General features: G+C 43.6%; 20 protein-coding genes. 10 read left to right on the plus strand and 10 right to left on the minus strand.

The annotated features are described in order from the left end of the window. The first annotated feature begins 283 nt into the window (after positions 1-283). Both R7M92_RS16945 and R7M92_RS16950 read left to right on the plus strand, forming a co-directional pair. Complete coding sequence (locus R7M92_RS16945) at positions 284-1,057, plus strand: oligogalacturonate-specific porin KdgM family protein (protein ID WP_053307760.1); 774 nt, start codon at positions 284-286, stop codon at positions 1,055-1,057. A 76-nt stretch (positions 1,058-1,133) separates the two neighbouring features. Next, complete coding sequence (locus R7M92_RS16950) at positions 1,134-2,699, plus strand: polysaccharide lyase family 7 protein (RefSeq protein ID WP_017821221.1); 1,566 nt, start codon at positions 1,134-1,136, stop codon at positions 2,697-2,699. A 472-nt stretch (positions 2,700-3,171) separates the two neighbouring features. Here the strand turns inward: R7M92_RS16950 and R7M92_RS16955 are convergent, their stop codons facing one another. The 3 genes from R7M92_RS16955 to R7M92_RS16965 form a co-directional block, all read right to left on the minus strand. Next, on the minus strand, positions 3,172-4,923 hold the full coding sequence (locus R7M92_RS16955; protein WP_318133834.1) for a polysaccharide lyase family 7 protein: 1,752 nt from the start codon (positions 4,921-4,923) through the stop codon (positions 3,172-3,174). Between the two features lie 322 nt (positions 4,924-5,245). After that, positions 5,246-7,411, minus strand: coding sequence for a heparinase II/III family protein (locus R7M92_RS16960; protein ID WP_318133836.1), 2,166 nt, complete (start codon positions 7,409-7,411; stop codon positions 5,246-5,248). A 2-nt stretch (positions 7,412-7,413) separates the two neighbouring features. Further along, entirely contained in the window at positions 7,414-9,579 is a 2,166-nt protein-coding gene (locus R7M92_RS16965) for a heparinase II/III family protein (RefSeq protein WP_318133838.1), read from the minus strand. Positions 9,580-9,999: 420 nt separating this feature from the next. On the opposite strand from R7M92_RS16965, the gene R7M92_RS16970 reads away from it, so the two are divergent. The 4 genes from R7M92_RS16970 to R7M92_RS16985 all read left to right on the plus strand — a co-directional run bounded on the left by R7M92_RS16970 (position 10,000) and on the right by R7M92_RS16985 (position 14,309). Continuing rightward, positions 10,000-10,335: a cupin domain-containing protein gene (locus tag R7M92_RS16970; RefSeq protein ID WP_005450851.1), complete on the plus strand. Its 336-nt coding sequence runs from the start codon at positions 10,000-10,002 to the stop codon at positions 10,333-10,335. 34 nt (positions 10,336-10,369) lie between these two features. Further along, positions 10,370-11,302, plus strand: a complete 933-nt coding sequence (locus R7M92_RS16975; protein ID WP_005437155.1) for a sugar kinase — start codon at positions 10,370-10,372, stop codon at positions 11,300-11,302. Between the two features lie 78 nt (positions 11,303-11,380). After that, positions 11,381-12,004, plus strand: coding sequence for a bifunctional 4-hydroxy-2-oxoglutarate aldolase/2-dehydro-3-deoxy-phosphogluconate aldolase (locus tag R7M92_RS16980; protein WP_005388506.1), 624 nt, complete (start codon positions 11,381-11,383; stop codon positions 12,002-12,004). Between the two features lie 547 nt (positions 12,005-12,551). Further along, positions 12,552-14,309 (plus strand): sodium:solute symporter family protein, encoded by a 1,758-nt coding sequence (locus tag R7M92_RS16985; protein WP_005388503.1) that lies wholly within the window; start codon positions 12,552-12,554, stop codon positions 14,307-14,309. Between the two features lie 486 nt (positions 14,310-14,795). Here the strand turns inward: R7M92_RS16985 and R7M92_RS16990 are convergent, their stop codons facing one another. The 4 genes from R7M92_RS16990 to R7M92_RS17005 form a co-directional block, all read right to left on the minus strand. Continuing rightward, entirely contained in the window at positions 14,796-15,677 is an 882-nt protein-coding gene (locus R7M92_RS16990; RefSeq protein ID WP_085568980.1) for an NAD(P)-dependent oxidoreductase, read from the minus strand. Between the two features lie 426 nt (positions 15,678-16,103). Further along, positions 16,104-16,859 carry an SDR family NAD(P)-dependent oxidoreductase gene (locus R7M92_RS16995; protein ID WP_137282568.1) on the minus strand — a complete coding sequence of 252 codons (756 nt, stop codon included), beginning with the start codon at positions 16,857-16,859 and terminating at the stop codon, positions 16,104-16,106. A gap of 606 nt (positions 16,860-17,465) precedes the next feature. Then, positions 17,466-17,939, minus strand: a complete 474-nt coding sequence (locus tag R7M92_RS17000) for a copper chaperone PCu(A)C (RefSeq protein ID WP_085568981.1) — start codon at positions 17,937-17,939, stop codon at positions 17,466-17,468. Between the two features lie 93 nt (positions 17,940-18,032). Continuing rightward, positions 18,033-18,494: a hypothetical protein gene (locus tag R7M92_RS17005; RefSeq protein WP_005388493.1), complete on the minus strand. Its 462-nt coding sequence runs from the start codon at positions 18,492-18,494 to the stop codon at positions 18,033-18,035. A 435-nt stretch (positions 18,495-18,929) separates the two neighbouring features. Between R7M92_RS17005 and R7M92_RS17010 the strand changes: the two genes are divergently transcribed. Then, the gene (locus R7M92_RS17010) at positions 18,930-19,979 is read left to right on the plus strand and encodes a Preprotein translocase subunit SecY (protein ID WP_262629635.1); all 1,050 of its coding nucleotides are present in this window, start codon (positions 18,930-18,932) and stop codon (positions 19,977-19,979) included. Positions 19,980-20,075: 96 nt separating this feature from the next. On the opposite strand, the gene R7M92_RS17015 is transcribed toward R7M92_RS17010, so the two are convergent. Continuing rightward, a complete protein-coding gene (locus tag R7M92_RS17015; RefSeq protein ID WP_017634219.1) occupies positions 20,076-20,372 on the minus strand; it encodes a hypothetical protein in 297 nt (98 codons plus the stop codon). A 149-nt stretch (positions 20,373-20,521) separates the two neighbouring features. Then, positions 20,522-21,721, minus strand: coding sequence for a DUF5666 domain-containing protein (locus R7M92_RS17020; RefSeq protein ID WP_318133842.1), 1,200 nt, complete (start codon positions 21,719-21,721; stop codon positions 20,522-20,524). Between the two features lie 89 nt (positions 21,722-21,810). On the opposite strand from R7M92_RS17020, the gene R7M92_RS17025 reads away from it, so the two are divergent. The 3 genes from R7M92_RS17025 to R7M92_RS17035 all read left to right on the plus strand — a co-directional run bounded on the left by R7M92_RS17025 (position 21,811) and on the right by R7M92_RS17035 (position 24,759). After that, a complete protein-coding gene (locus R7M92_RS17025; RefSeq protein ID WP_017820242.1) occupies positions 21,811-22,479 on the plus strand; it encodes a response regulator transcription factor in 669 nt (222 codons plus the stop codon). Next, complete coding sequence (locus R7M92_RS17030; RefSeq protein ID WP_318133844.1) at positions 22,451-23,692, plus strand: HAMP domain-containing sensor histidine kinase; 1,242 nt, start codon at positions 22,451-22,453, stop codon at positions 23,690-23,692. Before R7M92_RS17025 ends, R7M92_RS17030 begins: the two co-directional genes overlap by 29 nt. Before the next feature lie 137 nt (positions 23,693-23,829). Continuing rightward, positions 23,830-24,759, plus strand: coding sequence for an SRPBCC family protein (locus R7M92_RS17035; RefSeq protein ID WP_318133846.1), 930 nt, complete (start codon positions 23,830-23,832; stop codon positions 24,757-24,759). A 146-nt stretch (positions 24,760-24,905) separates the two neighbouring features. On the opposite strand, the gene R7M92_RS17040 is transcribed toward R7M92_RS17035, so the two are convergent. After that, entirely contained in the window at positions 24,906-25,361 is a 456-nt protein-coding gene (locus R7M92_RS17040) for a hypothetical protein (RefSeq protein WP_025767689.1), read from the minus strand. Positions 25,362-25,373 lie beyond the last annotated feature (12 nt).

Consider the following 25,373-nt stretch of genomic DNA (forward strand, 5'->3'; position numbering starts at 1 on the left):
TTATTGTTGGTTATATTTTTTAATCTTCTTCTTTATCATATGAAACGAGTTAAAACATTTCTCTGTAAGTGATGTCTACAAAGGTCGTTTTATAATCAGACATAGCTAACACTTTTGAATATATAATAATACAAATTGTCAGTTGAGGGGCACTTACATGATTAATATCACAGAACTCTCATGATGAATTAACTAGTATTTGTCATACATTAATTCAATAGTGTTGAATCAAATCCAGGGATTTAAGTGGTATCCCAAAAAATATATACAGAGAGATATAATCATGAAAGCAGTTACAACAATGTCCCTATTCGTTGCTTCCACATTAATGACGGGAGCGGTTTCCGCAGCAACTTTAGACTATCGCGCAGAATATAAGCATGAGAGTGAAACTTATGCCCAACGTATCAAAATTAGTGGTAGTTCTAAAATTAACGATCAGACCAAACTGAACTTTGGTGTTGAACAAAAATTCCATAGTTACGACAACTCGCATTTTTGGGATCAACTCGTTGCTGGTGATTCTGAGTTTGATTGGGGAGTTCGCTACCAAATAAATAAACAATGGTTTATCCAACCAGGGATGCCTATTACTTTTGGCGATGATGACGAAAAAACCACTTATAAACCACAAGTTCGTGTTGGTTACAAATCCTCTTTTGGCTTAAGTACCGCTTTACGTTACCGACACGAATTTCAAGTTTATTCAGATGGTGCAGGTAACAAAACACTAACGGATGGTACTTCGGTAAGCGTTGCTGGGAAAACAGTTGAACAAGGTAAGTGGACACTGACAGGCTCTTACGATATGCGTCAGTTTGATAACGAGTACCTTGATAACGTCAAGCTGAGCTATGAGATCAACTACAACAAAAACTATGACGAAGTGCGTTTATCTGATTGGAAAGATTCTGAGTGGGATGCTGGCTTAATTGTTGGTTACCAAATGGGAGATTTCCGTCCTTACTTTGAATTGTGGAATGTCAAAGGTAAGGATGGTTCAACCACGGATGACCGCCAATTGAGAACACGCCTTGGCCTTAAATACAGCTTTTAACCCGAGTGTTATTGCCTAATTGTTGTTACAGCAAAAGAGCTGTTAATTCATTTTTATATTGTAGGTGTTAGATTACATGAAGCATATTTTCTTCAAAAGCTTGTTAGCTTCTTCTATTTTACTTGCTGTGGGCTGTAATAGTACGGCGACCATGGTAGATCCATTTCCAAACAACCAAGAAACTGGTGCTGATATTCTGACTCCCGTTACGATAACGGCGAGTAGTCATGATGGTAATGTTCCAGAGCAGTTGTTTGACCAAGATATTATGACACGTTGGTCAGCAAATGGTGATGGTGAGTGGGCGATGTTGGATTACGGCTCGGTTTATGAGTTCGACGCAATTCAAGCCTCGTTCAGCAAAGGTAACGAACGCGTCAGCAAATTTGATGTTCAGTTTAGTACTGATGGTGAAAACTGGGTGACGGTTATTGAGGGTGCGCAAAGCTCTGGTCGCGCACTTGGCTTAGAGCGCTTCCAGTTTGAGCCTGCAGTAAAAGCACGCTATGTTCGTTACGTTGGCCACGGTAATAGCAAAAACCAATGGAACTCAGTTACTGAGTTAGCGGCAGTTAATTGCGGAATTAATGCCTGTCCGGCAAGTCACATCATTACTGATGACGTCGTTAACGCTGAAGCGGCTATGATTGCGCAAATGAAAGCGGAGCAAAAGGCACAAAAGGATTTACTCAAAAAGAATCGTAAAGGCGACTTTGGAGCACCAATCGTCCGTCCTTGTGAAACGACTGTGACGTGTGATCTTTCTAAAGCGATGCCTTACCCTACGTTACCGAAAGAGCCACTCGCTACAAATGCTCCGGGTGAAAACTTTGACTTAACACGTTGGAAACTGACGACACCTTTCGACCATGACAAAGATGGTCGTGCTGATGATATTGATGAGTGGGACTTGGCTAACGGCTTCCAACACTCTGATATATTCTACACAGCAGATGATGGCGGAATGGTATTCAAGAGCTATGTGAAAGGCGCTCGAACTTCTGAAAACACTAAATACGCGCGAACTGAGTTACGTACCATGCTTCGTGCTGGTGATAAGTCTTACAGCACAAAAGGTGTAAATCCTAATAACTGGGTATTCAGTTCTGCACCAGTTGAAGATCAAAAAGAAGCGGGTGGTGTAGACGGTACGCTTGAAGCTACTCTGAAGATTGACCATGCAACCACAACTGGTCAGTCGCATGAAGTTGGCCGCTTTATTATCGGCCAGATTCATGACAAAGATGATGAGCCAATTCGTCTTTATTATCGTAAGCTACCAGACCAACCAACAGGTACAGTTTACTTTGCTCACGAAAAAACCAAAACTGGAACAGAGGATTACTACAGCTTAGTGGGTGATATGACTGGTGAAATCGGTGACGATGGCATCGCGCTAGGTGAAAAATTCAGCTACATCATTGATGTGAAAGGCAACACAATGACAGTTACGGTAAAACGTGATGGTAAAGATGATGTTGTTCAAGTCGTAGATATGAGTGACAGTGGCTATGACGAAGGTGGCAGATATATGTACTTTAAAGCCGGTGTCTATAACCAGAATATGTACGGTAATCCAGATGATTACGCACAAGCTACTTTCTATAAATTAAAACAATCTTTTGGTAAGTACCAAGGCTAGTTCTATCACTTTTAGTTGATTGAAGTCCTTTGCCCTCGGCTTTGTAGCTGAGGGCTTTTTCTTTCTATAGAAGAATAAAACAGCTCAAATATTATTTTAATTGACATAGATAAATTAATTTAAAAATTTATCACCATAGATAGGTAATAATTATTGATTGCTTTTATCTTCTGACAATGTTTATTTTTAAGTGCGAATGTATATTAGAGTAGTTTAATTGGTTAAATTTAAAATAGCTCAGCGTTAGGGTAGATAAATATCTCATGAAACTATAGAAGCTGTTTTTAAGCTGCCTAAGTGGAGGTTGACTTATATATTTATCGTAGAAGGAAACACTATGCGTGAAGCGAGTTGAATTGTGGTGTTCTAAAAGAAGAGGCCACGAGAAAATAAATTTCCCGTGGCGGCGGTATGAGCTTTGTTCGTTGCTTTAGAGCAAAGTAGCAAGCCTATTGCTAAGAGATTGAAATGACTATTGATGAAGAGTGCTCAAAGCACTAAAGCTCACATCAAAGATTTCTCCTCGATATGCATTATCAGGTTTAAACTGAGGGTAAATTCCGGCTTTGAAGTAAAACGCAATATCAGGCGACGCCCATCTTTCAGTCAGAGTATAGGACTTGTTGTTAGCGGTGTCTGAGTATGCTTCTCCCCACTTCAGTGTGTGCGAGACCATATTACTGCCATCTGCATCGTAGGTGGCTAAAAACAGTCCTTCCTTATCGGCACGGATCGTATATTGCCAGTCTTCGTTTACCGCGTAGGTACCAAGCTTAACGCTGAATGCGTTGCAATCAGTACAGTCTTTGTTGTTATCAAGTTTGTAGTTATCGTTCAGAATAACTCGGACTGGCTTATTGTCACCTTCCCAAAGTAGCTTCACGAGTGCTTGGCTGATTTTCCAACCATGTATCTGGCCTACCACGACTTTTGGTAATTGACCGTCGATTTTAGGGTATTCGTTGATTCTTAGTGTTGCGTTTAGCGTATGAGAAGTTGCACCGGTACGACTATCTTCAATATACCAACTTGTCTCTTCATCGCTGGTGCTGCAATCCGGGGAGTTAGTACTGATGTAGAGCTCTCGCAATTCTGAACGGATGTAACTGGAGTTGGCCGTTGACGTGCCGTAACCCATATCGGCGCGGAAATGCATGCTACCGTCAATAACATTGAAGTATGATAAATCAATCTCGCGTTGGTAAACGCTCTCTTCGTTAGACAGAAGAGCTTTACTTGAATTACAACGCTCAGGCTCTAATTCAGCCGCGCTGTCACCGCCAAAACCATACCAATCATTTTTGCTTGCAGGAATGGTTAATTTCCAATCGTCAATATTCCAAGCTATTGAATCAGTATGGTCAGTTTTGGTTAGTCCTAACTGCTTAAATTGTACCTTTGCTTCACCGTTTTCAAACTGGTTATAAACTCCGGCTTTAAAGTAGCTCAGGAGGTGCTGCCAGTAGGATACATCTACATTTACCTTTTGCTCATCGTTCACTTTAATGGTTAATGTGTTTTCTCCGATTTTTACCTCGAATCGCGTGAATGCGTTGAGATCGGCTTTTCCTAAATCATAACGATTGTATGATGTTGCATAACAATCTGATGCGCTAGAAGGTAGACTGCAATCTATGGCATTGTTCTTTACTACCGCCCAGTAATGACCAGTGATACTGTTTCGTTCTTGTTCCCAAACGATTCGTAACAAAGGGTGTGGGATAGCACCTATACCAGAAGTATCTGTGCCTTTGTTATGAATTTGCAGGAAAGTGACTTCATCGTGGTTTGCAGGGGAGCTAGCCATTGCAAGGTTAATCTCTGGTAATCGAACATCTGCATACAAAGTTCTAAAGACGCCTTGTTCTGAAATGTTAAAGTTTTCTCGCTCACGAACTTCTGAGCGCATTTTGTAGTTCGACATTTTAAAGACAAGGTAATTGGAATCATTTTCTGCGTAAAAGTGGTCACTCTTATAATCCGAGAATGCTCCATTTTTGACGTCACTGTTTTTGTTTCCCTCCTCCCCATTGGGATCTGATACTTGTAAATCTGAATTACTCAATATGTTTTGAAATTTTGCTATTGAGTATGGTGCTACATGCTCTTGGTGTGGAATATTTGGTTTATCATCTTGGCTTGTAGGGGAGGTATTTCCTCCACACCCTATTAATCCAAGCCCAGAGAAGCTTATTAGAAGCAATTTAGTTGATTTTATAAACACAGTAGTACGTCTCTTACATCATCTAATATTTGTAATACAATATCATTTTAGTGTTGTTGGGGAGTAGTTTAGTCATAAGTTAAATAGTAAAAGTGTTAATTAAATCTCAGAAGAGTTCTATATCTATAAGTGGTGTCTTTGATAAGGCGTAAGGTTAAGTTATGTCTGTTTTTCCTAAGAGTTATTAACGGTTTTACTATGATTAAACGCTAATTGATAAGCTCATGTAGAGTCATGTAAACAATCAAAAAAAGCCGAACATGACGTCCGGCTTTGAATTAGTTCCCGATTTTTACATTAATTTTTAGTGACTAGCTAAAGATTAAATTTGTGCGAATGCGCCTTCCCAAGTGTAAGTCACACCGTCGAACTCAACGCGATGTGCCGCGTTCTGTTTGTCTTCGTCAAGGTTGCAGATGGCGAAGTGGTAAGCGTTGCCTGTGGTAGTTTGCAGACGAATCACGGTACCCACTTCGTTGTTGCCAACGATGGTTACTGACTCTACTAGGCCACGAGCGCCAACCGATGCTTCGATAGACTCGTTGAAGTAACCGTGTGTCTCTAGCACAGAAGCAAACACGTGGTTCTGACCAGATTGACGTAGGATCAGTGCAGGCTCGCTCTTCAAGTTGAAGTCTGGATCATTTGCGCCAGTGCGAGTGAAGAACACTTTGCCACCGTTTGTTGCGCTTGTGATTAGCGAGTAGTGACTGTTGTCGTGCAACCAACTAACAAGCGAGCTGCCTTGAACTTGGCCTGAACCTACATTCCATAGATGTTGGTAACCGTTGTCTTCGCCCATTGGACGCAGCGTGCTTTCTACATCGTATTCAAAATCCGTACGGATGATTTGACCAGAGTAGTGCACTGGCAGGTCGTATTGGTGCTCTTGATCTGCTTCGATGCGGTAAACATCAATCACAAGTGGTTTTTCGAATTCTGGCAATTCAGCAAGAATGATGCTGCGCTGCATGTCTACGCCGTTGTAGTAACCAGAAATGCGACCGCTCATGCCTTGCAGTTTTTCGTCATCAGCTTTGAAGAAGTGCTTAGAACCGAACTTGGTTTCTGCTAGCGCTGTGTCGAAGTTGTTTTGCGTCTTTTGGTCAACCGTTACTGTGTTGTGCGCGACCGTCTGCTTACAGTAAGACTTGTTCTCTGGAATGTAACGACCGCCAAATTTAGGCTCAACGTTTACCCAGCGACCAAAGCCGTAATCGTGAAGCACTTCATGACCGCGGTTAAACACGCTCAGGTGCAGACCATCGTAGTGACCGTGGTCTAGCGCTGAGTGGTACTGGTGATCGCTGCCGTGCTGACCAAACCAGATAAGCGCCATTGTGTCGTCGTCTTGTTCGTCACGGTGACGAAGAATGCTTACGCCGCCTTTTTCGCCTTCAGGACCGTCAGTAACGAATAGGCTACCCCAGTTGAATGGTTTGATGTTGTCTGCGGCTGCAACTGCGTCAGACAATGTTTTACCTGAGATATGAACCCAAACGTCTTGCTGGTGGTCTGCCATGCCAAGTAGCGTTTCAGACTGCTCGTAACGGTGGAAACATACTGACGTTGCCATGATTACGCCTTCATCGTTGATCGAAATCGTCTTCGATGAATCGTTCAATGCTGGCAAAGTACCATCTGGGAATGCCGTCTTAAATACCGCGTAAGACGTGGTCTTGATGACCGAGTCGTTGAACTCGTAAATACCAAGCTCAGGCTGACGACGTTCAATCGCTTCTGCGAATAGGTAGATTGGACGCAGCGAGAAACGGTGGTAGTAAGGACCTTCCATGTAGTAGCCGTCTGGCGAGAACAGTTGGTCTAACTGAGCTAGGAAGCCGCCGCTTACTTTGTCCAGTTTCAAGCCGTAAAGCGCTTTGTCTACCGCATCTTGATCGTTAATTGCGTAACCACAGATACCTACTGCTGCTACTGCCCACAGACCGTGGTTGTGTACGATGTCGAAGTCGTGACCGTAAGTGACTACGAACAGCTCAATCATTTGTTTGAACAGGTCGTTTTCAATCAGTGTTTTTTGCTCTTCTTCCAATGTGTGGTAAATGCAGCTGTACGCACAAGACGCGTATAGCATCCACATGTTCTCATTCAGAGTTTGGTGGAAGATCTTACCCGGAGGGTTAGAGTCACGGCTGGTGTTGCTTTCTAGCGTCGGGTAAACCTTCGCGTAAGCCGTTAGCATGTCCACGATGTAATCGCGGTACTTCTGTTCGCCAGTGATAAGGAATAGGCGACCCGCTAGATCAATGTGGATGTAGTTTTGCTTGTGACGGTTGTGCTCGTAACCGCCGCCTTCGCCGTGACCTGGAACTTCAATACCGACCTCAGCCATGTAAGCGTCAGTTTGTTTGATGTCACGTGCTAGTGCATTTCCTAATAGGCTATCCGTGCCAAGTGCTTTGCTTAGTTCTGCCGCTTCTTCAAAGTTCATTAATAGCGGTTGGTAAGACTGGGTTTGGTAGCTCATTATTATTTCTCCTGCCCGAATGCGTTTACTTCTAGAGAGTAGAAGCCATTCCAGCTGTAGGCTTTACCGTTTAATTCTACTTGGTGTGGGGTTTGGTCGTCAGCGCCTAGCACATTGCTGATCATCACAGTAACCAGTGATTTTTCAGTCGTGATTTCTACGATGCTGCCAACGGCGTTGTAACCCACGACGCGGATATCTTTCACCTGACCACGTGCATTCACCGACTGCTCAAACTCTTCGTTGAAGTAGCCGTGTGTTTCTAGCACAGAAGCAAATAGTGTCGATTCGCCCTTACTGCGCAGAATGAATGCCGGTTCGCTACGTAGGTTAAAGCTTGGGTCATTGGCGCCAGTGCGAGTGAAGATAACTTCATTGTCACCGTTTTGTTTCGCGCTGCTGCTTGTGCCTAACCAAGTGTAGTAGGTGTTGTTTTGTAGCCAGCTAACCAACGCCGTATCTTGCACTTTGCCGCTTGCTACCTTCCAAAGGTGCTGGTAACCGAAGTCATCGCCAAGCGTGCTCAGTTCACCAAAGCTTTGGTAATCAAAGTTAGTACGTACGATTTGACCATCGTATTGATGAGAGTAGTCGTACTGATGTTCGCCTTCACCTTCGATGCGGTAAAGGTCTAGCAGTAGCGGTGCTTCAAGCTCATCGAGGTTAAGCATGAACACACTGCGCTGCATGTCTGTATTCGGGTAATGGTCGTTCGCAAACGCACTCATACCGTTGATTTCAGTGCCTTCTACTTTGAAGAAGTGAGGCAAACCGTGCACTGAATCAGCGCGGTCTACATCGAAACCATTCTGACATTGCTCATCAATCGTTACCGCGTTGTGCGCGATAGTTTGACGTGCGTACGATTTGTTTTCGTCTAGGTAACGACCGCCGAATTTAGGCTCTACGTTTACCCAGCGACAGAAGCCGTATTCACGCAGTACTTCTTGACCACGGTTGAAGAAGGTAATGCCAAGCGTATCGAAGTTACCATGTCCCATACCGTGTTGACCGTAGTTCATCACAAGCTGTGACACATCACCGGTTTTATCCTGCATACGGATAAAGCCTTGTGCTCCGTTGTTACCAGTTGGACCTTCGTTGAGCTCCACACTTGGCCAGAAAGGCATGCCGATTTCACGGTCTGCGATGGCTTTATCGTAAGCTTGAGAAAGCTCAAGACCACATGGGTGCATCCAAACGGCGTTTTGAATCTTCGCCATGCCTAGGATGTTGTCATCCATACCGTAGTGTTTGCTGTAAACGCTCACTGCAACTTGAACGCCCATGTCGGTAATGCTCATGGTACGAGATGCGTCGTTTAGGGCAGGGAACTCACCATTCGGGTAAGCCGTTGCCAGCATCGCTTGTACTGTGTTGCCAATCACTTTGTCTTTGTAGTTGTAGATGTCTACTTCAGGCATGTGACGGTGTACTACTTCTGCAAATACACAAGTTGGACGAATCGCATAACGATGGTAGTACGGACCTTCCATGTAGTAACCAGAAGGTGCGAACAACTGTGAGATTTGCGCTAGGAAGCCACCGGTATCATCTCGGTCTTGACCGTACACCGACATCTCTAGATATTCAGGTTTACCAATAGCTAGACCACAAATACCAACAGCCGCAACTGCCCAGATGCCGTGGTTGTGAATACGGTCGAAATCGTGCGCGTATTTTACTGTGAACATGTCTAGCATTGGTTCGAAAATGCGCTCAACAACGGCTGTGCGCTCTTCTTCTGTCATTACTGATGCCACGCAAGAGTAAGCAAGGCTAGTAAACATTAACCAACAGTGTTCATTAAGGATCTGGTGGAAAAGACGACCTGTTGGGTTAGTGTTTTTCTGTACGTGGAAATCAAAAGTGAGGTACTTCTCTGCGTAAATAGCGAGAAGATCTTTAACGAACTGCGCGTACTTTTCTTCTTGAGTGATCAAGAACAAACGACCCGCTAAGTTCATGTAGGTATAGTTTTGTTTGTGGCGGTTGTGCTCGTAGCCACCCGCTTCGCCGTGACCTGGTACGTCTAGAGGCAGACGCATGAAGGCTTCAAGTTCCTTGCGATTCGCTTCAATGGATTTGCCCATTAAGCTCGGCTTTCCGACTTCCTTTCTTAGTAGTTCGACTTCTGCTTCAGTCAACAAAATCGGTTGTGTAGTCATTTCTTTACCACCCTCAGATGAAGTGTGTTGTTTTCTTAAACTTTCTATAAAGTAATACAATATTAAGTTTGGGTGTAGTTTTTGTGGCAAAAAGGGAGAGTGAAATCACGCGAATTTAGCTAACTCATTGATTTATATTGTTGTGGTAATCCTTGTTGTGGCTGATGTTTCGACGTTATCAATCGTTAAGTGGAATGCTTTAGCGAGCGCCGTTTGATGAATATCACATATTTTTAGATATATTGTATGACAATTAAAACAGATCGGATATGCTCTTTACCAATTCGACAGCAGACCCTTTCGCTGCGCGTTTCACTTTTATCAATACGACGCTTTTTTAAGAGGACCTTTTAATAAAGCATGGTTAAGAATGAAGTGCCGTAGGGTTCGCTTTAATAGAGACTTTTTAGGAGTATGACGATGAATTCTTTCTTTGTATTAGATGAGAACCCGTGGGAAGAGCTAGGCGGCGGTATCAAGCGTAAAATTGTTGCTTACACAGATGACCTAATGGCGGTTCACCTATGTTTTGATAAAGGCGCGATTGGCGCTCCGCATACTCACGAAATCCATGATCAAATCGGTTACGTAGTACGTGGCAGCTTTGAAGCGGAAATCGAAGGCGAGAAGAAAGTACTAAAAGAAGGCGACGCATACTTTGCTCGTAAGCACATGATGCACGGTGCGGTTGCACTAGAGCAAGACAGCATTCTTCTAGATATCTTCAACCCAGCACGTGAAGACTTCTTAAAATAATCTATAGCGCAACCTCAGTTGCTAAGGTGACAACATGAAATCATTAAACATCGCGGTCATTGGCGAATGTATGGTTGAGCTACAGAAAAAGGAAGGTCAGCTAAAGCAGTCATTCGGTGGTGATACGTTGAATACCGCACTGTATTTATCTCGTTTGACCAAAGCTCACGATATCAAAACCAGCTATGTAACGGCTCTGGGTAACGATCCTTTTAGCCAAGAAATGCTATCAGCATGGCAAGAAGAGGGCATCGATACTAGTCTGGTTCTTTCCGTTAAAGAAAAGCAACCAGGTATCTACTACATCGAAACCGATGAAACTGGTGAACGTTACTTCCACTACTGGCGTAACGAAGCGGCCGCTAAGTTCCTATTCGAACAAAACGAGTCTCCGCTGTTAGTCGACAAACTTTACTCGTACGATGCGGTTTACTTGAGCGGTATTACATTAGCGATCCTTACTGAAGAAGGTAAGACGCAACTGTTTGGCTTCCTTGAGCGCTTCAAGGCACAAGGTGGTAAGGTTATTTTCGATAACAACTACCGTCCTAAATTGTGGGAAAGCCGCGAGAATGCCATGTCTTGGTATCTTAAGATCCTTAAGCACACAGATATCGCACTGCTCACATTTGAAGATGAGCAAATGCTTTACGGTGACGAGCATCTAGAACAGTGCATCGAGAGAACCTCTGCACTGGGCGTGGATGAAATCATCATCAAACGTGGTAGCAAAGATTGCTTGGTTGTGGCGAATGGCGAAGCACAATACGTGGCGCCAAACAAAGTCGACAACGTGATTGATACAACAGCGGCTGGCGATTCTTTCAGTGCAGGCTTCTTGGCGAAGCGTTTGACTGGCGGCAATGCAGCGGAATCGGCTTACTCTGGTCACTGTATGGCTGGCGCGGTAATTCAACATAAAGGTGCCATCATTCCACGTGAAGTGATGCCAGATCTTCCTTTGTAATTCTTTTGCGGAGCGTTGAGTAATCGGCGCTCCGCAGTGATTTATTGAACTCAAGTTAACGACGACGAGCACACTCTTATGACGACATTAAACGAACAATTAGCAAACCTAAAAGTAATTCCTGTTATTGCCATCAACAAAGCAGAAGATGCGATTCCACTGGGCCGCACTTTGGTTGAAAACGGTATGCCTTGCGCAGAAATCACGTTCCGCACAGAGTGTGCTGCAGAAGCGATTCGTGCTATGCGCGCTGAGTTCCCAGAAATGCTGATCGGTGCAGGTACTATCCTAACCAACGAGCAAGTTGACCAAGCGATCGAAGCTGGTGTGGACTTTATCGTAAGTCCTGGCTTTAACCCTCGCACGGTTCAATACTGCCTAGACAAAGGCGTGGCAATCGTACCTGGCGTAAATAACCCAAGCCTAGTTGAGCAAGCGATGGAAATGGGTCTGCGTACACTTAAGTTCTTCCCAGCTGAGCCATCTGGCGGTGTTGGTATGCTTAAAGCATTAACGGCGGTTTACCCAGTGAAATTCATGCCAACAGGTGGTGTGAGCCTAGGTAACGTAGACGAGTACTTGTCTATCCCTTCAGTACTGGCATGTGGCGGTACTTGGATGGTTCCAACAAAACTTATCGATGAAGGTAAGTGGGATGAACTGGGTACACTGGTTCGCGACGCAGTAGCTCACGTAGCATAAGTGTCGTAACACCCCGATAAAACTAGCGAAAAGAATGAAAAGCGAGCCTCAGGGCTCGCTTTTTTGTGTTTGAAAGTTTGAAAGAAGCGAGATTGGAGAGTTGAGATACGAGATTTTAGAGGTAGAAATAGAAAGCGTTGGATTTTCCTTGCGTCATCCTCGAGAGCGACGAAGGAGCGAGTCGGGGATCTTGCTTGTTACATTCATCTAAATCCCACTTTCTATCCAATTCCTTCGAAACATCTCATTACGTTTCCTTCAAAGAAATGCCGCGCATTTTTGATCTTCAAACAAAGCGCGAAGAAGAAAAATATTCCATACTCAAATAAATTTCAATTAGACAATTTGTATTACAATATGTTGAGGTGTTCTGAGTGGCAATTATCTCCTAGAAAGCCATTGTCCTAAGAAAGTAAGGGGTTTGACGTGTTTTTTCGTTGAGTAACTTATGCTTTAGATCACAGTTAAAGCTTATTGTAGTACAAATGGAGTTGTGAGAAGAGTAGTCTAGACGTTAGAAAATGATCAAACTTGAAAGGCTGAAAAAATGACTATTGATACTCTTGTTGTTCTTGCCTACTTCTTCTTCTTAGTTGCAATTGGTTGGATGTTCCGTAAGTTCACTACCTCAACCAGTGACTACTTCCGAGGGGGCGGTAAGATGTTATGGTGGATGGTAGGTGCTACCGCCTTCATGACGCAATTTTCAGCATGGACGTTTACAGGTGCCGCAGGACGCGCGTTCAACGACGGTTTCGTTGTTGTAATCCTATTCTTAGCCAACGCATTTGGCTACTTTATGAACTACCTCTATTTTGCTCCAAAGTTCCGCCAACTACGTGTAGTGACGGCGATTGAAGCAATTCGTCAACGTTTTGGTAAGACTTCAGAGCAGTTCTTCACTTGGGCTGGTATGCCAGACAGCTTGATCTCGGCCGGTATTTGGTTGAATGGTCTTGCGATTTTCGTGGCAGCGGTCTTCAACATTCCTATGGAAGCGACCATCATCGTTACGGGCTTAGTGCTAATGCTAATGGCGGTAACAGGCGGCTCTTGGGCGGTTGTTGCATCTGACTTTATGCAGATGCTGGTTATCATGGCAGTGACGATCACTTGTGCGGTGGCGGCATACTTCCATGGTGGCGGTATTGGCAACATCGTGTCGAACTTCCACGGCGACTTCATGCTGGGTAACAACCTGAACTACTTCAGTATCTTTATCCTTTGGGTTGTGTTCATCTTTGTTAAACAGTTCGGTGTCATGAACAACAGCATCAACGCTTACCGCTACTTATGTGCAAAAGACAGTGAAAACGCACGTAAAGCTGCAGGTCTTGCATGTGTGCTGATGATTGTTGGTCCTATCATCTGGTTCCTACCACCTTGGTACGTTGCGGCATTTATGCCTGATTTCGCAGAGCAATACGGCTCAGTAGGTGGTGATGCAGCTTACCTAGCATTCGTACAAAACGTAATGCCAGCAGGTATGGTGGGTCTTCTGATGTCAGCAATGTTTGCGGCGACCATGTCTTCAATGGACTCTGGTCTTAACCGTAACGCGGGCATCTTTGTGATGAACTTCTACAGCCCGATTGTGCGTCCACAAGCGTCGCAAAAAGAACTGGTTATCGTGAGTAAAGCAACGACTATCGTGATGGGCTTCATCATCATTGGTATCGGTCTATTCATTAACTCACTACGTCACTTGAGCCTGTTCGATATCGTACTGAACGTCGGTGCATTAATTGGCTTCCCAATGCTGATTCCTGTACTACTTGGTATGTGGATTCGTAAGACGCCGGATTGGGCTGGTTGGGCAACACTGGTTGTTGGTGGCTTTGTTTCTTACATCTTCGGTATCTCACTACAAGCAGAAGATGTAGAGCGCCTATTCGGTCTAGAGCAAGCGTTTACAGGACGTGAGTGGGCAGACCTAAAAGTTGGCTTGAGCTTAGCGGCACACGTTATCTTCACCGGTGGTTTCTTCTTGCTGACAACGCGCTTCTACAAAGGTCTATCACCTGAACGTGAGAAAGAAGTGGACCAATTGTTCGAGAACTGGAATACGCCACTTGTAGCTGACAGCGAAGAGCAGCAGAACCTAGATACAAAACAGCGCGGCATGCTTGGTAAGCTTATCAGCGTAGCGGGCTTCGGTATCCTAGCTATGGCTCTAATTCCAAATGAACCATCTGGTCGACTACTGTTTATCTTGTGTGGTGCGATTGTTCTCTCGGTGGGTGTTCTATTGGTGAACGCAGCCCGAGGGCCTAAAAGCCCAAAGTTAGCTAACGCGAAAAGCTAACCAAAGTTAAAGACTCTCAATGAAAAATCCCGCGGTGTTAAAGCCGTGGGATTTTTTGATCAAGCTGACTGAGAAAGCGTGGCGCATCGTTTGTTGTTATTCGTTGTATTGGGGAACTCCCAATAAGGTGCGACTATATTCACATTAGAGTCGTCAGCCTAAAGCGAAAAAGCAATCTAACTTTCTTTGCACGCCGTGTTTACACTTTACACCCCAAACCTGATGCTTTGTCTATTTAAATAAATATGTGTGCCTTCTTAGCAAAGAAAAAGCATTAAATCAGACGTAGCTTTAATGAGGCGTACGCCAGAAATAGGAGAGAGGTTTTGAAGTGTGAGTGGAAAATATATAAGAGAATTGGAAGAGGCTGCCCTGCAAAACTTTAAAGGAGTGGCTAGGGTATCAAGGAGTGATGAGCGTCTGGGGAAAAACAAAAAAAAGCCCAGCTACATTGGTAGCTGGGCTTTTAGTTACAACTGAGTGTGACTAAGCTTCTAGCTCTGCAAAGTAGTCGAAGATGACTGGAACGTCATTTTGACCAAGGCCTTTATCAACTGCTGCTTGTAGACTCTTAGAAGTGCCCTCTGCAATCAGGGAAGTTGTACCAAGCTCTTCGCATAGAGCAAGGAAGTAACCGAGGTCTTTGTTTGCGTTTGCGACAGAGAAGCCTAGTTTTTCTTCGCCATCTACGGCGTAAAACTTACAGAATTGCATAAATGGTGAGTTTGATGGTCCTGCAGACATGATGTCGAATAATTGTTGACCATCAACACCAGCACGTTTAGCAACAGCAAATGCCTGAGACATTGTTGCTACGGTTGTCATACCCATAAAGTTATTCACAAGCTTAGTTACGTGACCAGAGCCTAGTGTGCCAAGGTGGAATACGTTTTCACCTTGATCGTCCAGCACTGGCTTAACCTTATTGAATGTTTCGACGTCGCCTGCGGCCATGATGTTCAGTAAACCATCTTTTGCGTGGGCAGGTGTACGACCTAGAGGCGCATCAATCATACCAGCCCCTTTCTTAGCAAGGTCAGCGCCAATCTTCTTCGTTGAAGCTGGAATAGATGTACCGAAGTCGATGAGTGTTTTACCTTCTGACATGCCAGCTAGAACACCAATGTCTCCGTAAACAACTTTTTCGACAACTTCAGATGTTGTTAGGCACAGCATCACGATATCACTTTTCTCTGCTAGCTCTTTACCTGAAGAAGCTTCAGAAGCGTTTCCACGAGCTAGTACTGCGTCAACAGCATCTTTATTGAGGTCCATTACAGCAACTTCGTAACCACGTTTCTGTAGGTTTTCAACCATGTTTCCGCCCATCAAGCCTAGGCCGATGAAACCAATGATAGGTTTAGTCATTTTAACTCCAAAAATACTATTGTATGATTATATTGCTTGTTAGTAATCATAATGACTATTGTGGCTTTTGCAATTGAAAATTATGAGCATAGCGGGCTTGGGATGAATTTTTTCTAAAAGTGAGATGTAAGTAAGGTTTGTGGGGGTATTCATCAGTGTATATAAGAAAAGCGGATTCATCGCGCTTCCATTTTATCGTGAACAAAGCCTTTAGGAGGCTTAAATAACGTAAAAATAAGATTTATTGTAATACAAGTGATTTTGTTTCAGCTAGAGGAATACTGTCTATACCAAAAATGGGTGAAACGTTCCAGATGGGGTGAAAGGCGAGGTGGTATAAGGATAAGCCGCAGTACAAACATACTGCGGCCGTTATCAAATCAGTACTAAAGCGTACTTACTGATAGGTAAAAAGACTTATTGGTACTAAATGCCTAAAGCTTGACCACCACCAATTTGCAGTGTTTCTGCGGTAATGAATGATGCATCTTTACTTACCAGAAAAGAGATAGCAGAGGCGACTTCCTCTGGCTGGCCTAGGCGTCCAAGCATAATACTGTCTGCCCAAGAAGCAAATACTTCAGGCTTGGTTGCTTTGATTTGAGCATGGAATGGTGTATCGATAGTGCCAGGAGATACTGCATTGACACGAATTCCAGCCGGAGCTAACTCTTTAGCTAAAGCGCGAGTTAATGTATGAACGGCGGCTTTTGATGTACCGTAAATACCTGCACCTGGACCACCTGCATTCCAAGCAGCGTTTGAAGTGAAGTTGATAATTGATGCATTATCAGACTTTCTTAGAAATGGAATCGCTGCGCGTGATACGAAGAATGCACTATCGAGGTTTAAAGCCATGACTTTACGGAAAAAATCAGTTTCCATACCTTCAATAGGACTACGACCACCAAGACCACCTGCGTTATTAACGACAACATCGATTTTGCCGTATTTTTCACCAATAGCATTGATGTTTTCATCGACGGCATGTTCATCTGTAACGTCAAAACCGTAGTATTCAGCCTCAATTCCTGCGTTATGTAGTTTGGAGATACACTCCGAACCTTTTTCATCTTCAATGCCGTTTAGAATGACCGTGTATCCATCCTGACCAAGACGCTTTGCTACTTGGAAGCCGATACCGCCAGTAGCACCAGAAATAAATGCAATTTTAGTAGACATAATGGTGTTCTCTCATGTTTGTAGAGTTGGAAAGGATTTTTATTTAACATAGAGTATTATTGTAATACAAATAGTTTTAATAAACAGAGAAACACCAACAATGAGAAGTCGATCACGTACTTTCTTTAGATGCTGACTCATCCAGTGGCATATATCGACTTTTGCGGTCGTGCATGATTTGTATCTAGTCAGGATAATCGGGATATATAAACAATTGAGCTTATAGCTGCGGGCTTAGCTCGTTGGGCCGAGGTTTGTTGCAAGTAGAAAGAAAGCCGATTAACCGTGGGTCTTTGTTGCCAAACTTATGATTTCATTTAGGCTTGCCAAGTGATGGTTGGATAACTTTGTCGAGAGGTTGAGTTTTAAGCGGTTAGGGAACCTTTTTAGGATCTTAAGTCTTTCAAGGTCATTCTGAATAGCGAGGAACGAGCGTGATTTAGAATCTCTTGCCCGAGCACGCTGTTATGATATATGACGCCGTTTCGCCAAGCGTTATTTATCACCATTGTTCTGAAGAGTCGAGTTAGGACCTATTGGATAATGATTTTGACTAAGCTGAGATAAAAATGCCCGCTAAATCAGCGGGCACTTTTGTTTGCGTCATTAATGATGCATGTGTTTTTCCATGTGGCCTTGTTTCTCAACCGCCATTTCCACTTCAACCTTACCTGCGTTTTTGAAGGTTAATGTCATAGGGAAGCGGTCACCCTCTTTAAGAGTTTGTGTTGGGTTAAAAATCATTAAATGGAAGCTGCCTGGTTTAAACAACACAGACTCATTGGCTGGAACGCGCACTTCGTCAATCTTAATCATTTTCATCACACCATCTTCTTTCTTATGCGTGTGAATTTCGACATGCCCTGCGATAGGGCTTTCTGCTGCGATCAATGTATCTTCACTGTCACCGTGGTTGGTTAGTTGAAAAAAACCACCGATAACAGGTGCGTTTGGTGGCGCTTCTCGGCTCCATGGATGGTCGATATGAATTTTTCCTGCTTCATAATCGTGCGCTAAACTCAGTGGGCTAGCGATGACAGCAATAAGCGCGATAGCGGCGGTTTTAAATGATTTAAGCATGTGTTTTTCCTTTTGAATGAATAGCTTCTCTGAATGGACAACAAACAGAGTCATCGTTATTTTTGAATAAAGTTGTCAATGATTAGATGCCTGTTAGGCAGGAAAAACACTCGGCGGAGAGTGCTTAGGCGCGATGTGTTTGTAAACGAGCTTATCGCATTTTGAAAAGTGATAAGTCGTCAGTGCATACTTTACTCGGCGCAGCCAATGGATGGTTGTCAGGTAAAGCCCAATCGCAACCAAAAGAAAGAATTGAACAGCTTGAAGAAGCGGGCATTCAAACTGAAAGCCGTCGTGTAAGTTAAGATCTTGGATGAGCTTAGAAGAAGATTGAGCGTTAGCCTCAATCAACGTATTGATATCCACCCATTTGAAACCATCTGCGGTACACAGTAAAACCTTTTCACTTTGGACTTTGTTGAGCCAAGTTGTGCTGTGAACTTGTGTAGGGTTAAGAGCGGCTGTGGACGCTAAATACAACTGAAACAACACCGCGATAATAACCGCAATAGCGTGCAAGCGATGGTGTTTGTGCTGTATTAGAGTGTTTTCCATACAATTGAGTGCTTATCTTCTTCGGCGCGGGATACTAACAAATTAACCAAACAATGTAATTATCAGTTTACTAAAAGGTGATGCAAGTGTGCATTATTTGTTTTATTGCCTATTTTTAACGCTTTAATGTCTTGATTCGGCTGACATTCACAACCTCCAATTCAACTTGTCAGTCTTGCCTAGTCGCTTTTGAAGATACCGAATTAATCTCTCTTATATGCCACTGAAGCTTCGGTTAGTGGGTGTCATGGTGGTGTTTTTACGTGCTAGATTTGGCTGATATCGATTCAAAATGCACACCGAATCTTCACTTGTTTTCCATTAACGGAATTATGACAGTAATTTAATAAAGGATACGGTATTCTGCGCTCCTTTGTACATGCCAGAAACGTCCTACTTAGTCGGAGGGGCGATTAATCTTAAGAAATTTCTCAAATGAAATACGAACAACAGATTGGATATCGATACCCTAAAGGTCGATTTGCCATGGTGAGTGTATATGCATTCACCGGTGCTGCGATTTTAGCATCGACTATTTTTTCTCTATTGCTGTTTTTGTCGATCGACGAAAACCCGATGATGCAAACCTTATTTGGTGGTTTAGCGATCATTTTTGAAGCGGGTAAATTTTACGCTTGGTATGAATACGGTGAGCGCCGAGCCCATCGCAACTACACAGGAGCCGCAACCGCTCTCGTGTTTTATTTAGTCTTAGCTGCGATTTCCATTGGCGGTAGTATTGGTGGGATTAATAGTGCAACCAATAGTGCACAAAGTCATATTTCGGTAGAGCAGGCGAAAGTGGAAGCGTTTAATCGTCAGATTGCGGCAATCGATAAGCAGATTGAGCTCAACAATATGGCAGCGCAGAAATACATCGAGATGGAGCGTATCGCGACTGGTGTAACTCGCATTCAGGATCAAAACAAAGCCTTACGTGAAGAGCAGCAACGCTTGGCTATGGAGCGTGATAGTTTACCGCCGGTCACGCAAGGCTCAGTGATTGGTTTGATTGATAGCCTAGCCAACGCATTTGGTACCACCTCTCAACAAGCTCAGCTTGGCTTGGTTGTATTTCTTTCGATTCTTTTGGACTTCTTTGCTGCATTTTTTGTTGGCTTGATTGGTGAAGAGCAACGGTTCCGATATTTCTATCGCAGAAATGAGGGCATGATATTGAAAACAGTTCGCGATATAGACCCAGCGCCTGCGGGTTATCTTCCTCATATAAAAGAGGAAGAAGAGCAAGAAATACCAGTAGCGCCGGAGCCAGAAGAACCAAAGGAACCGAAAACCTTGTTAGAGCAAGTTAGCGATGCACTTAAAACGCATCAAATTACGTGCACCAAAAAAGCCGTTGCTAAACAGTTTAGGCTGTCTGCGGAAGAGGTAGACAAGGTATTTGAAGAATTGGCAGAGCTCGGTTTAGTGGGGAAAAAAGCCAACCACCATTATCATTGGATAGGTGAAGCAGAGACCGCATAATTGGTTATCTATTAAAGTTCGGAAAGAGCGTCAATCGGCGCTCTTTTTTTTGGGAGGGGGGAGTTTCGCTATTAAAGTTAACTACAAGCAAGCGTATCAATCTTTATTGAGCTTTTTGGTTACGTCTTTCACCGTTTTCTTCTCTTTTTCCGGTGTCATTGCATCAACAGCTTTACCCGCCATCCCTTCATCTGGCAATTTGTCTTTTCCTGCATCAACTGCGGTATCTTTCAGTGCCTCTTTAGGCGTACAGCGACCCCCAACACCAACCACGGCTTTTGTCGCAGCGGCTTTAGCTGCCTTTTCTGCATCGCAGTCAGGATCCATCACGCTAGCTAAGCTCGTGGCTGAACCAAAAAACAAGATTAACAAAATGAGGTTGCGTTTTTTCATAGTTGTCACCAATGTTGTGAAACATAGGTAAAGTGTAACGGAGAGAAAAGGCTTTGGCGGAGAATTTGTTGGTTTGAGCTTGGGAAGCAAAGTAAGGTGAAAAGAAAAAGTGCCATCGAAGTGACACTTTTTCTTAAGCGTAGAAGGGATTAGTTGTCGTAAACGTCTAACTCCACTTCACGGGCAATATTTTGGTCGTTAATGATCACACCTTCGACTTCGACACGAGCACCATTTAGGTTAAGTTCTTCAATGCCTTGGAAGCGTGTTTGTGCATCAATCACAACGGTCGTGTTGTTTAGCAATTGATCTGCGTCGTTTTCGCAACGCTCGATTTCAAATGTTCTTGCTTCAGCATCGTAGTTTGATACGTATCCTTCACATTCAAACTCTTTACCTCGCCATTGGTTGTCATTGTCAAACTCCAACTGCTCAAATTCGATGACGGTAGCGGTGCGTTTGCCATTTTTCATCACAGAGGTCACTTCTACTTCTTGACCTTGTTCTAGATTAGCTTTGCTACCATCCTCAAAGCGTGTTGCGTTATCAATGAAGAAGGCTCCTCGGTAGTTTAGACAGAACTCACTATAATCCTTGGCAACCCAAGTCACGATACCTTCCACATCGCTGCCATTGTTTAGAGCGTCGTAGTCTTCAACTTCTACCTCATTTGCCATGAATATACCGTTTTGCATTTCACCTTCTACTTCCACCCATTGGCCGATGCTAAGTTGGCTAATGTTGTCGTAAGATACGGTTATATTTGTACCAAGCTCAAACGTGCCAGCATTTTCATCGATACTGGTAATACGGCCTTCCAGTTCGTAGTCGTTATCAAGTACTGGGTAATCGTTATCTACGTCGAGTTCGACCACAGACAACACTCGATAACCCGCATCCGCAGTCGGCAAGGATGACACCATCACCCAGTCGTTGATCTCTATATCATCACTTAAACCGTCAAACTGCAGATCTATGCCGTTTACCGTAAATGTTTTCTTCACATGATCAATCGCTGTGACACGTCCTGTAATGGTTGGTTCAAGTGTGACTCGGACGCCATTGTTCGAAGCTTGCCGAATATCTGACCCCACGCGAACCACCATTTTTGGTTTTACATCGGCCAATTGCACTTGTGTGTCGTCATAAACCACCTCAGACACACGATACGTATGTCCATTGACGGTTAACGTGCTTTCTTCAGCGTTGACCGCTTCAACAGAGCCAATCGCTACACTTGGTTTCACTGCTGGTTGAGTTGATGTGCTATCGCTATTGCTGCCACCACCTGAACCACCACAACCAGACAATGCCAAACCTACTACAGAAATAAGAGCGAGTTTTTTCATTGTATTAACCTCAATTTACGAGCGAGTTTAGGAAATTGCCTGTATCTTATTGGGCATATCGTGAAGAGATCGTGAAGAAATGTGATTTTATGAAAATTTTAATTGTAGATGACAACCATAACGTCTCGGAGACGATTGCAGACTATCTTGAGCTAGAAGGCATGATTATCGATTGTGCGTTTCATGGAGAGGCTGCGATTAAGTTAATCGAGGAAAATCATTACGATGTAATCATCATGGATATCATGATGCCGAAGCTCGATGGCATCAGTACGGTACAGAAGCTTCGACAAGATAAGTTATGTGGAACGCCAATTCTCTTCCTAACGGCAAAAGATACGCTAGAGGACAAAATCGCGGCTTTTAAAGCGGGGGGAGATGATTATTTAATGAAGCCATTTGCGATGGAAGAGCTCAGTTTGCGTGTTCATGCTTTGGCTAATCGTGGTCCAAGACAAGATATCGGAACGCTCAAATTTGCAGATATTTGTTTAGATGCGCGGACAGGAAAAGTAACGAGAAAAGACAAAGAAATTAAGCTGAGTCGAATTCAAACTAAAATTTTAAAATTGCTCCTCCAACGTGCTCCAGCAGCGGTCTCGCGCACAGAAGTGATCGATAGTGTGTGGGGAGACGAACCACCTGGAAGTGATGCACTTCGTAGCCATATTTATGGTTTAAGAACCGCACTAGACAAAGGTTTTGAAGAATCACGATTAGAGACTATTCATGGACAAGGTTACCGACTTAAAGCATAACGAATATCCAAGCATTTATCGCAAGATCCGTTGGGGTTTTGGGGTCATGACGTTTGTGATGTTTACTCTTTTTTGGTCGCTGATTTATGTGGCAGAAAACAAACTGGAAGTGCTGAGTTTACATCACTGGCTAGATACTGAAGCTGCGCTTTATAGTGAGAATTTCGAGAAACAGGGCTGGGATGCGCCATTGCCAAACGTATTGGAATTCAACTCATATTGGAGTGAAGCACCGACACCCGATTGGTTGCTCTCTTTTACTTCACCTGGTTTTTACGAATATCTGCTTGGTGAAGAAGACAAACACTTTGTCGTATTGAAACACCCCTCAGGGAAGGGGCTTATGTACATTGTATTTCAAGATGACTCCGATGATTACCTCGACGAATACGAAAGCTCGCTGCATCAGTTTACGCTACTGCTCGGTGGCTTATTTTCATTTGTTATGGTCGGGTATGGCATTTATATGGTGCGAATATTGTCTCGACCACTAGCGCAAATCGAAGAAAAAATTAGCCAAATGTCACCGGATCAACCCGCTTTCCAAGTTGAAACTAAGTTCAGCGAAACACGCCAGATAGAGCAAACTTTGCTGGATAATAAAAACGATATCGCGGGCTATTTCAAACGAGAACAAGAATTTAGCCGTTTTGCATCGCATGAGTTGAGAACGCCAATCATGGTGATTAAAGGCTCAACAGACATTCTGACGCGTATTCCTGATCAACCTCGAATTGCGCAAAAAGCCATCACGAGGATGCAGTCAGCTTGTGACGAGATGCGTGTACTGACAGAAGCGTTTCTCTTACTTGGTAAAGAGAAAATAGAGCCTCAGCATTACGGAGAGCATCAGCTTCTCACTTGTTTACAAAAACAGTTGGAAGAGCTAGCTCCTTTATTTGCCAAGCAAGATTCGAATTACGCTTTGCACGAACAACATAGTGGTGTAGTGAAGGCACCAGAGAGTTTTGTGGCCATTGTTATCAACAATCTGATTAAAAACGCCTTTAGCTATAGTGTGGGAGATATTGAAATTGAGTTGAAAGGTCATGCGCTTAAGATCCTAAATCGTCACGATGGCAACGAGACGTACAACGCTGGTTATGGTTGTGGGCTTGTTATCGTACAACGAATATGTGAACGGATGGGATGGGAGTTAGTACTGGACGATGATGGTGTTCGATTTAGTGCAAAAGTGGAGTTCTGCTCTTAGCTTTGCGCGTATTGATTCAAGTGAGAATTAACGCTCTGGATTTTTCTTTTCGTACGCATCTAACCCGCAGTCAAACAAGAAAAAACTGGAATTTGAATTAGACTGAAGTTAGTGAAGCGGAAACTCGAGGAACCGTTATGCTCTCTTATCAGGTCAGCCGAAGTATTGAAATTAATAAGAATCAAAGTGAAATTATTGGCTATCTCAAGAACTTCAATAACTGGCCCAGCTGGTCACCATGGATCATTCTTGAACCAAGCTGCGAGCTGACATTCAGTGATAATCAGGGCCACGTTGGAGCTGGTTATCAATGGAATGGTCAGCGTATTGGGACTGGCGCGATTGTACTGGAAAGTACTCAAGAGCATCGATTAGATATGGAGCTGCATTTCTTTCGCCCAATCAAGAGCCATGGAAAGGTGACTCTAATCGTGACGCCGTCACAAAATGGCTGTTTAGTCGAATGGCAAATGCAATCTCGCGTCCCTTGGTATCTGTTCTTTCTGAAAAGTATGTTTAAGTCGATGATAGAGATGGATTATCAACGTGGGTTACGCATGCTCAAAAGTAAGCTTGAAACCGGAAGAGTGCATTCAGACTTAGTCGAAATAGGTAACCGAACGTTACCTCAAATTCATTACATTGGGATCAAGGGTGTGGCTAGCTTGCAGGAATTAGGTTCGGTAATTGAGAAGCATGTTCAGCAACTAGAACAGTTAATTAGTGACGAAACCCTATCCGTGAATGGTGAATTGTTTTGTTATTACGAGTCGATGGATATGCAGAAAAGTACATTCGAGTTTATCACTTGCTTTCCTCTTCATAACTCAGTACCAGCGCCTCAAGGGGCGGTTACTGGTACCATTCCTGAGAGTGAAACATTTGTCGTTGAACACCGAGGTGAATATCAGTTTTTGGGAAATGCATGGGCTTTAGCGATGAACTTGGTTCGTCAGAGTGGTATCAAAGTCAAAACCAGTCCTTTAGGAATCGAACGCTATCTGAATAGTCCGAAGGAAACCACGGAAGAAGAGCTAAGAACGGAAATTATTTTGTTTAAGAAATGACAGGCGCAGGCGAGTAGGGTGTTTAGGTATCATACTAGTTATGCGAAATGTTACTAAAGAATAATAGCGTATCTGTTCCTACCCATAAAAATGCCTCAGCAATCGCTGAGGCATGGTTTTACAGGCCAACTTCTCTTGTTAGAGAATTATTGTGCACGGTATTTACCGCTGTTTAGTTCAATTTTAGACGCTTTTACCCGGCTGTCTGCATTTAAGTAGTCGCTAATACTTAGCAGATCTTGATCTTGAGATGCTTTTAACACCGCTGATTCCCCCTCTGCGAAGATAACTTCTAATTTTAACTCTTTGGCGACTGCTTTCGCTTCGTTAGGATTGTTTACGGTGATATAAACCAGTCCTGTGGCTTTGGATACGTTACTAAACGCATTCTTAAACACCTCATCACCCGCTTGAAGTTTTACGTCTTCAGATAGGGTTCTAACAGTGCCAGTTTGCACTTTTCGATAATCTTGGCCATTAATCTCAACCGCTTCTGATGGCACAAACAGTTCTGGTGCCGGTTGTTGAGAGAGCTGTTGCTCAGCGTATACACTCGACGTCATGATAACGAGAGCCAGCATAGAAAATGATTTGTATTTCATGTTATTGACTCC

The organism is Vibrio sp. Vb2880, assembly GCF_033337975.1.
GTDB lineage: Bacteria > Pseudomonadota > Gammaproteobacteria > Enterobacterales > Vibrionaceae > Vibrio > Vibrio alginolyticus.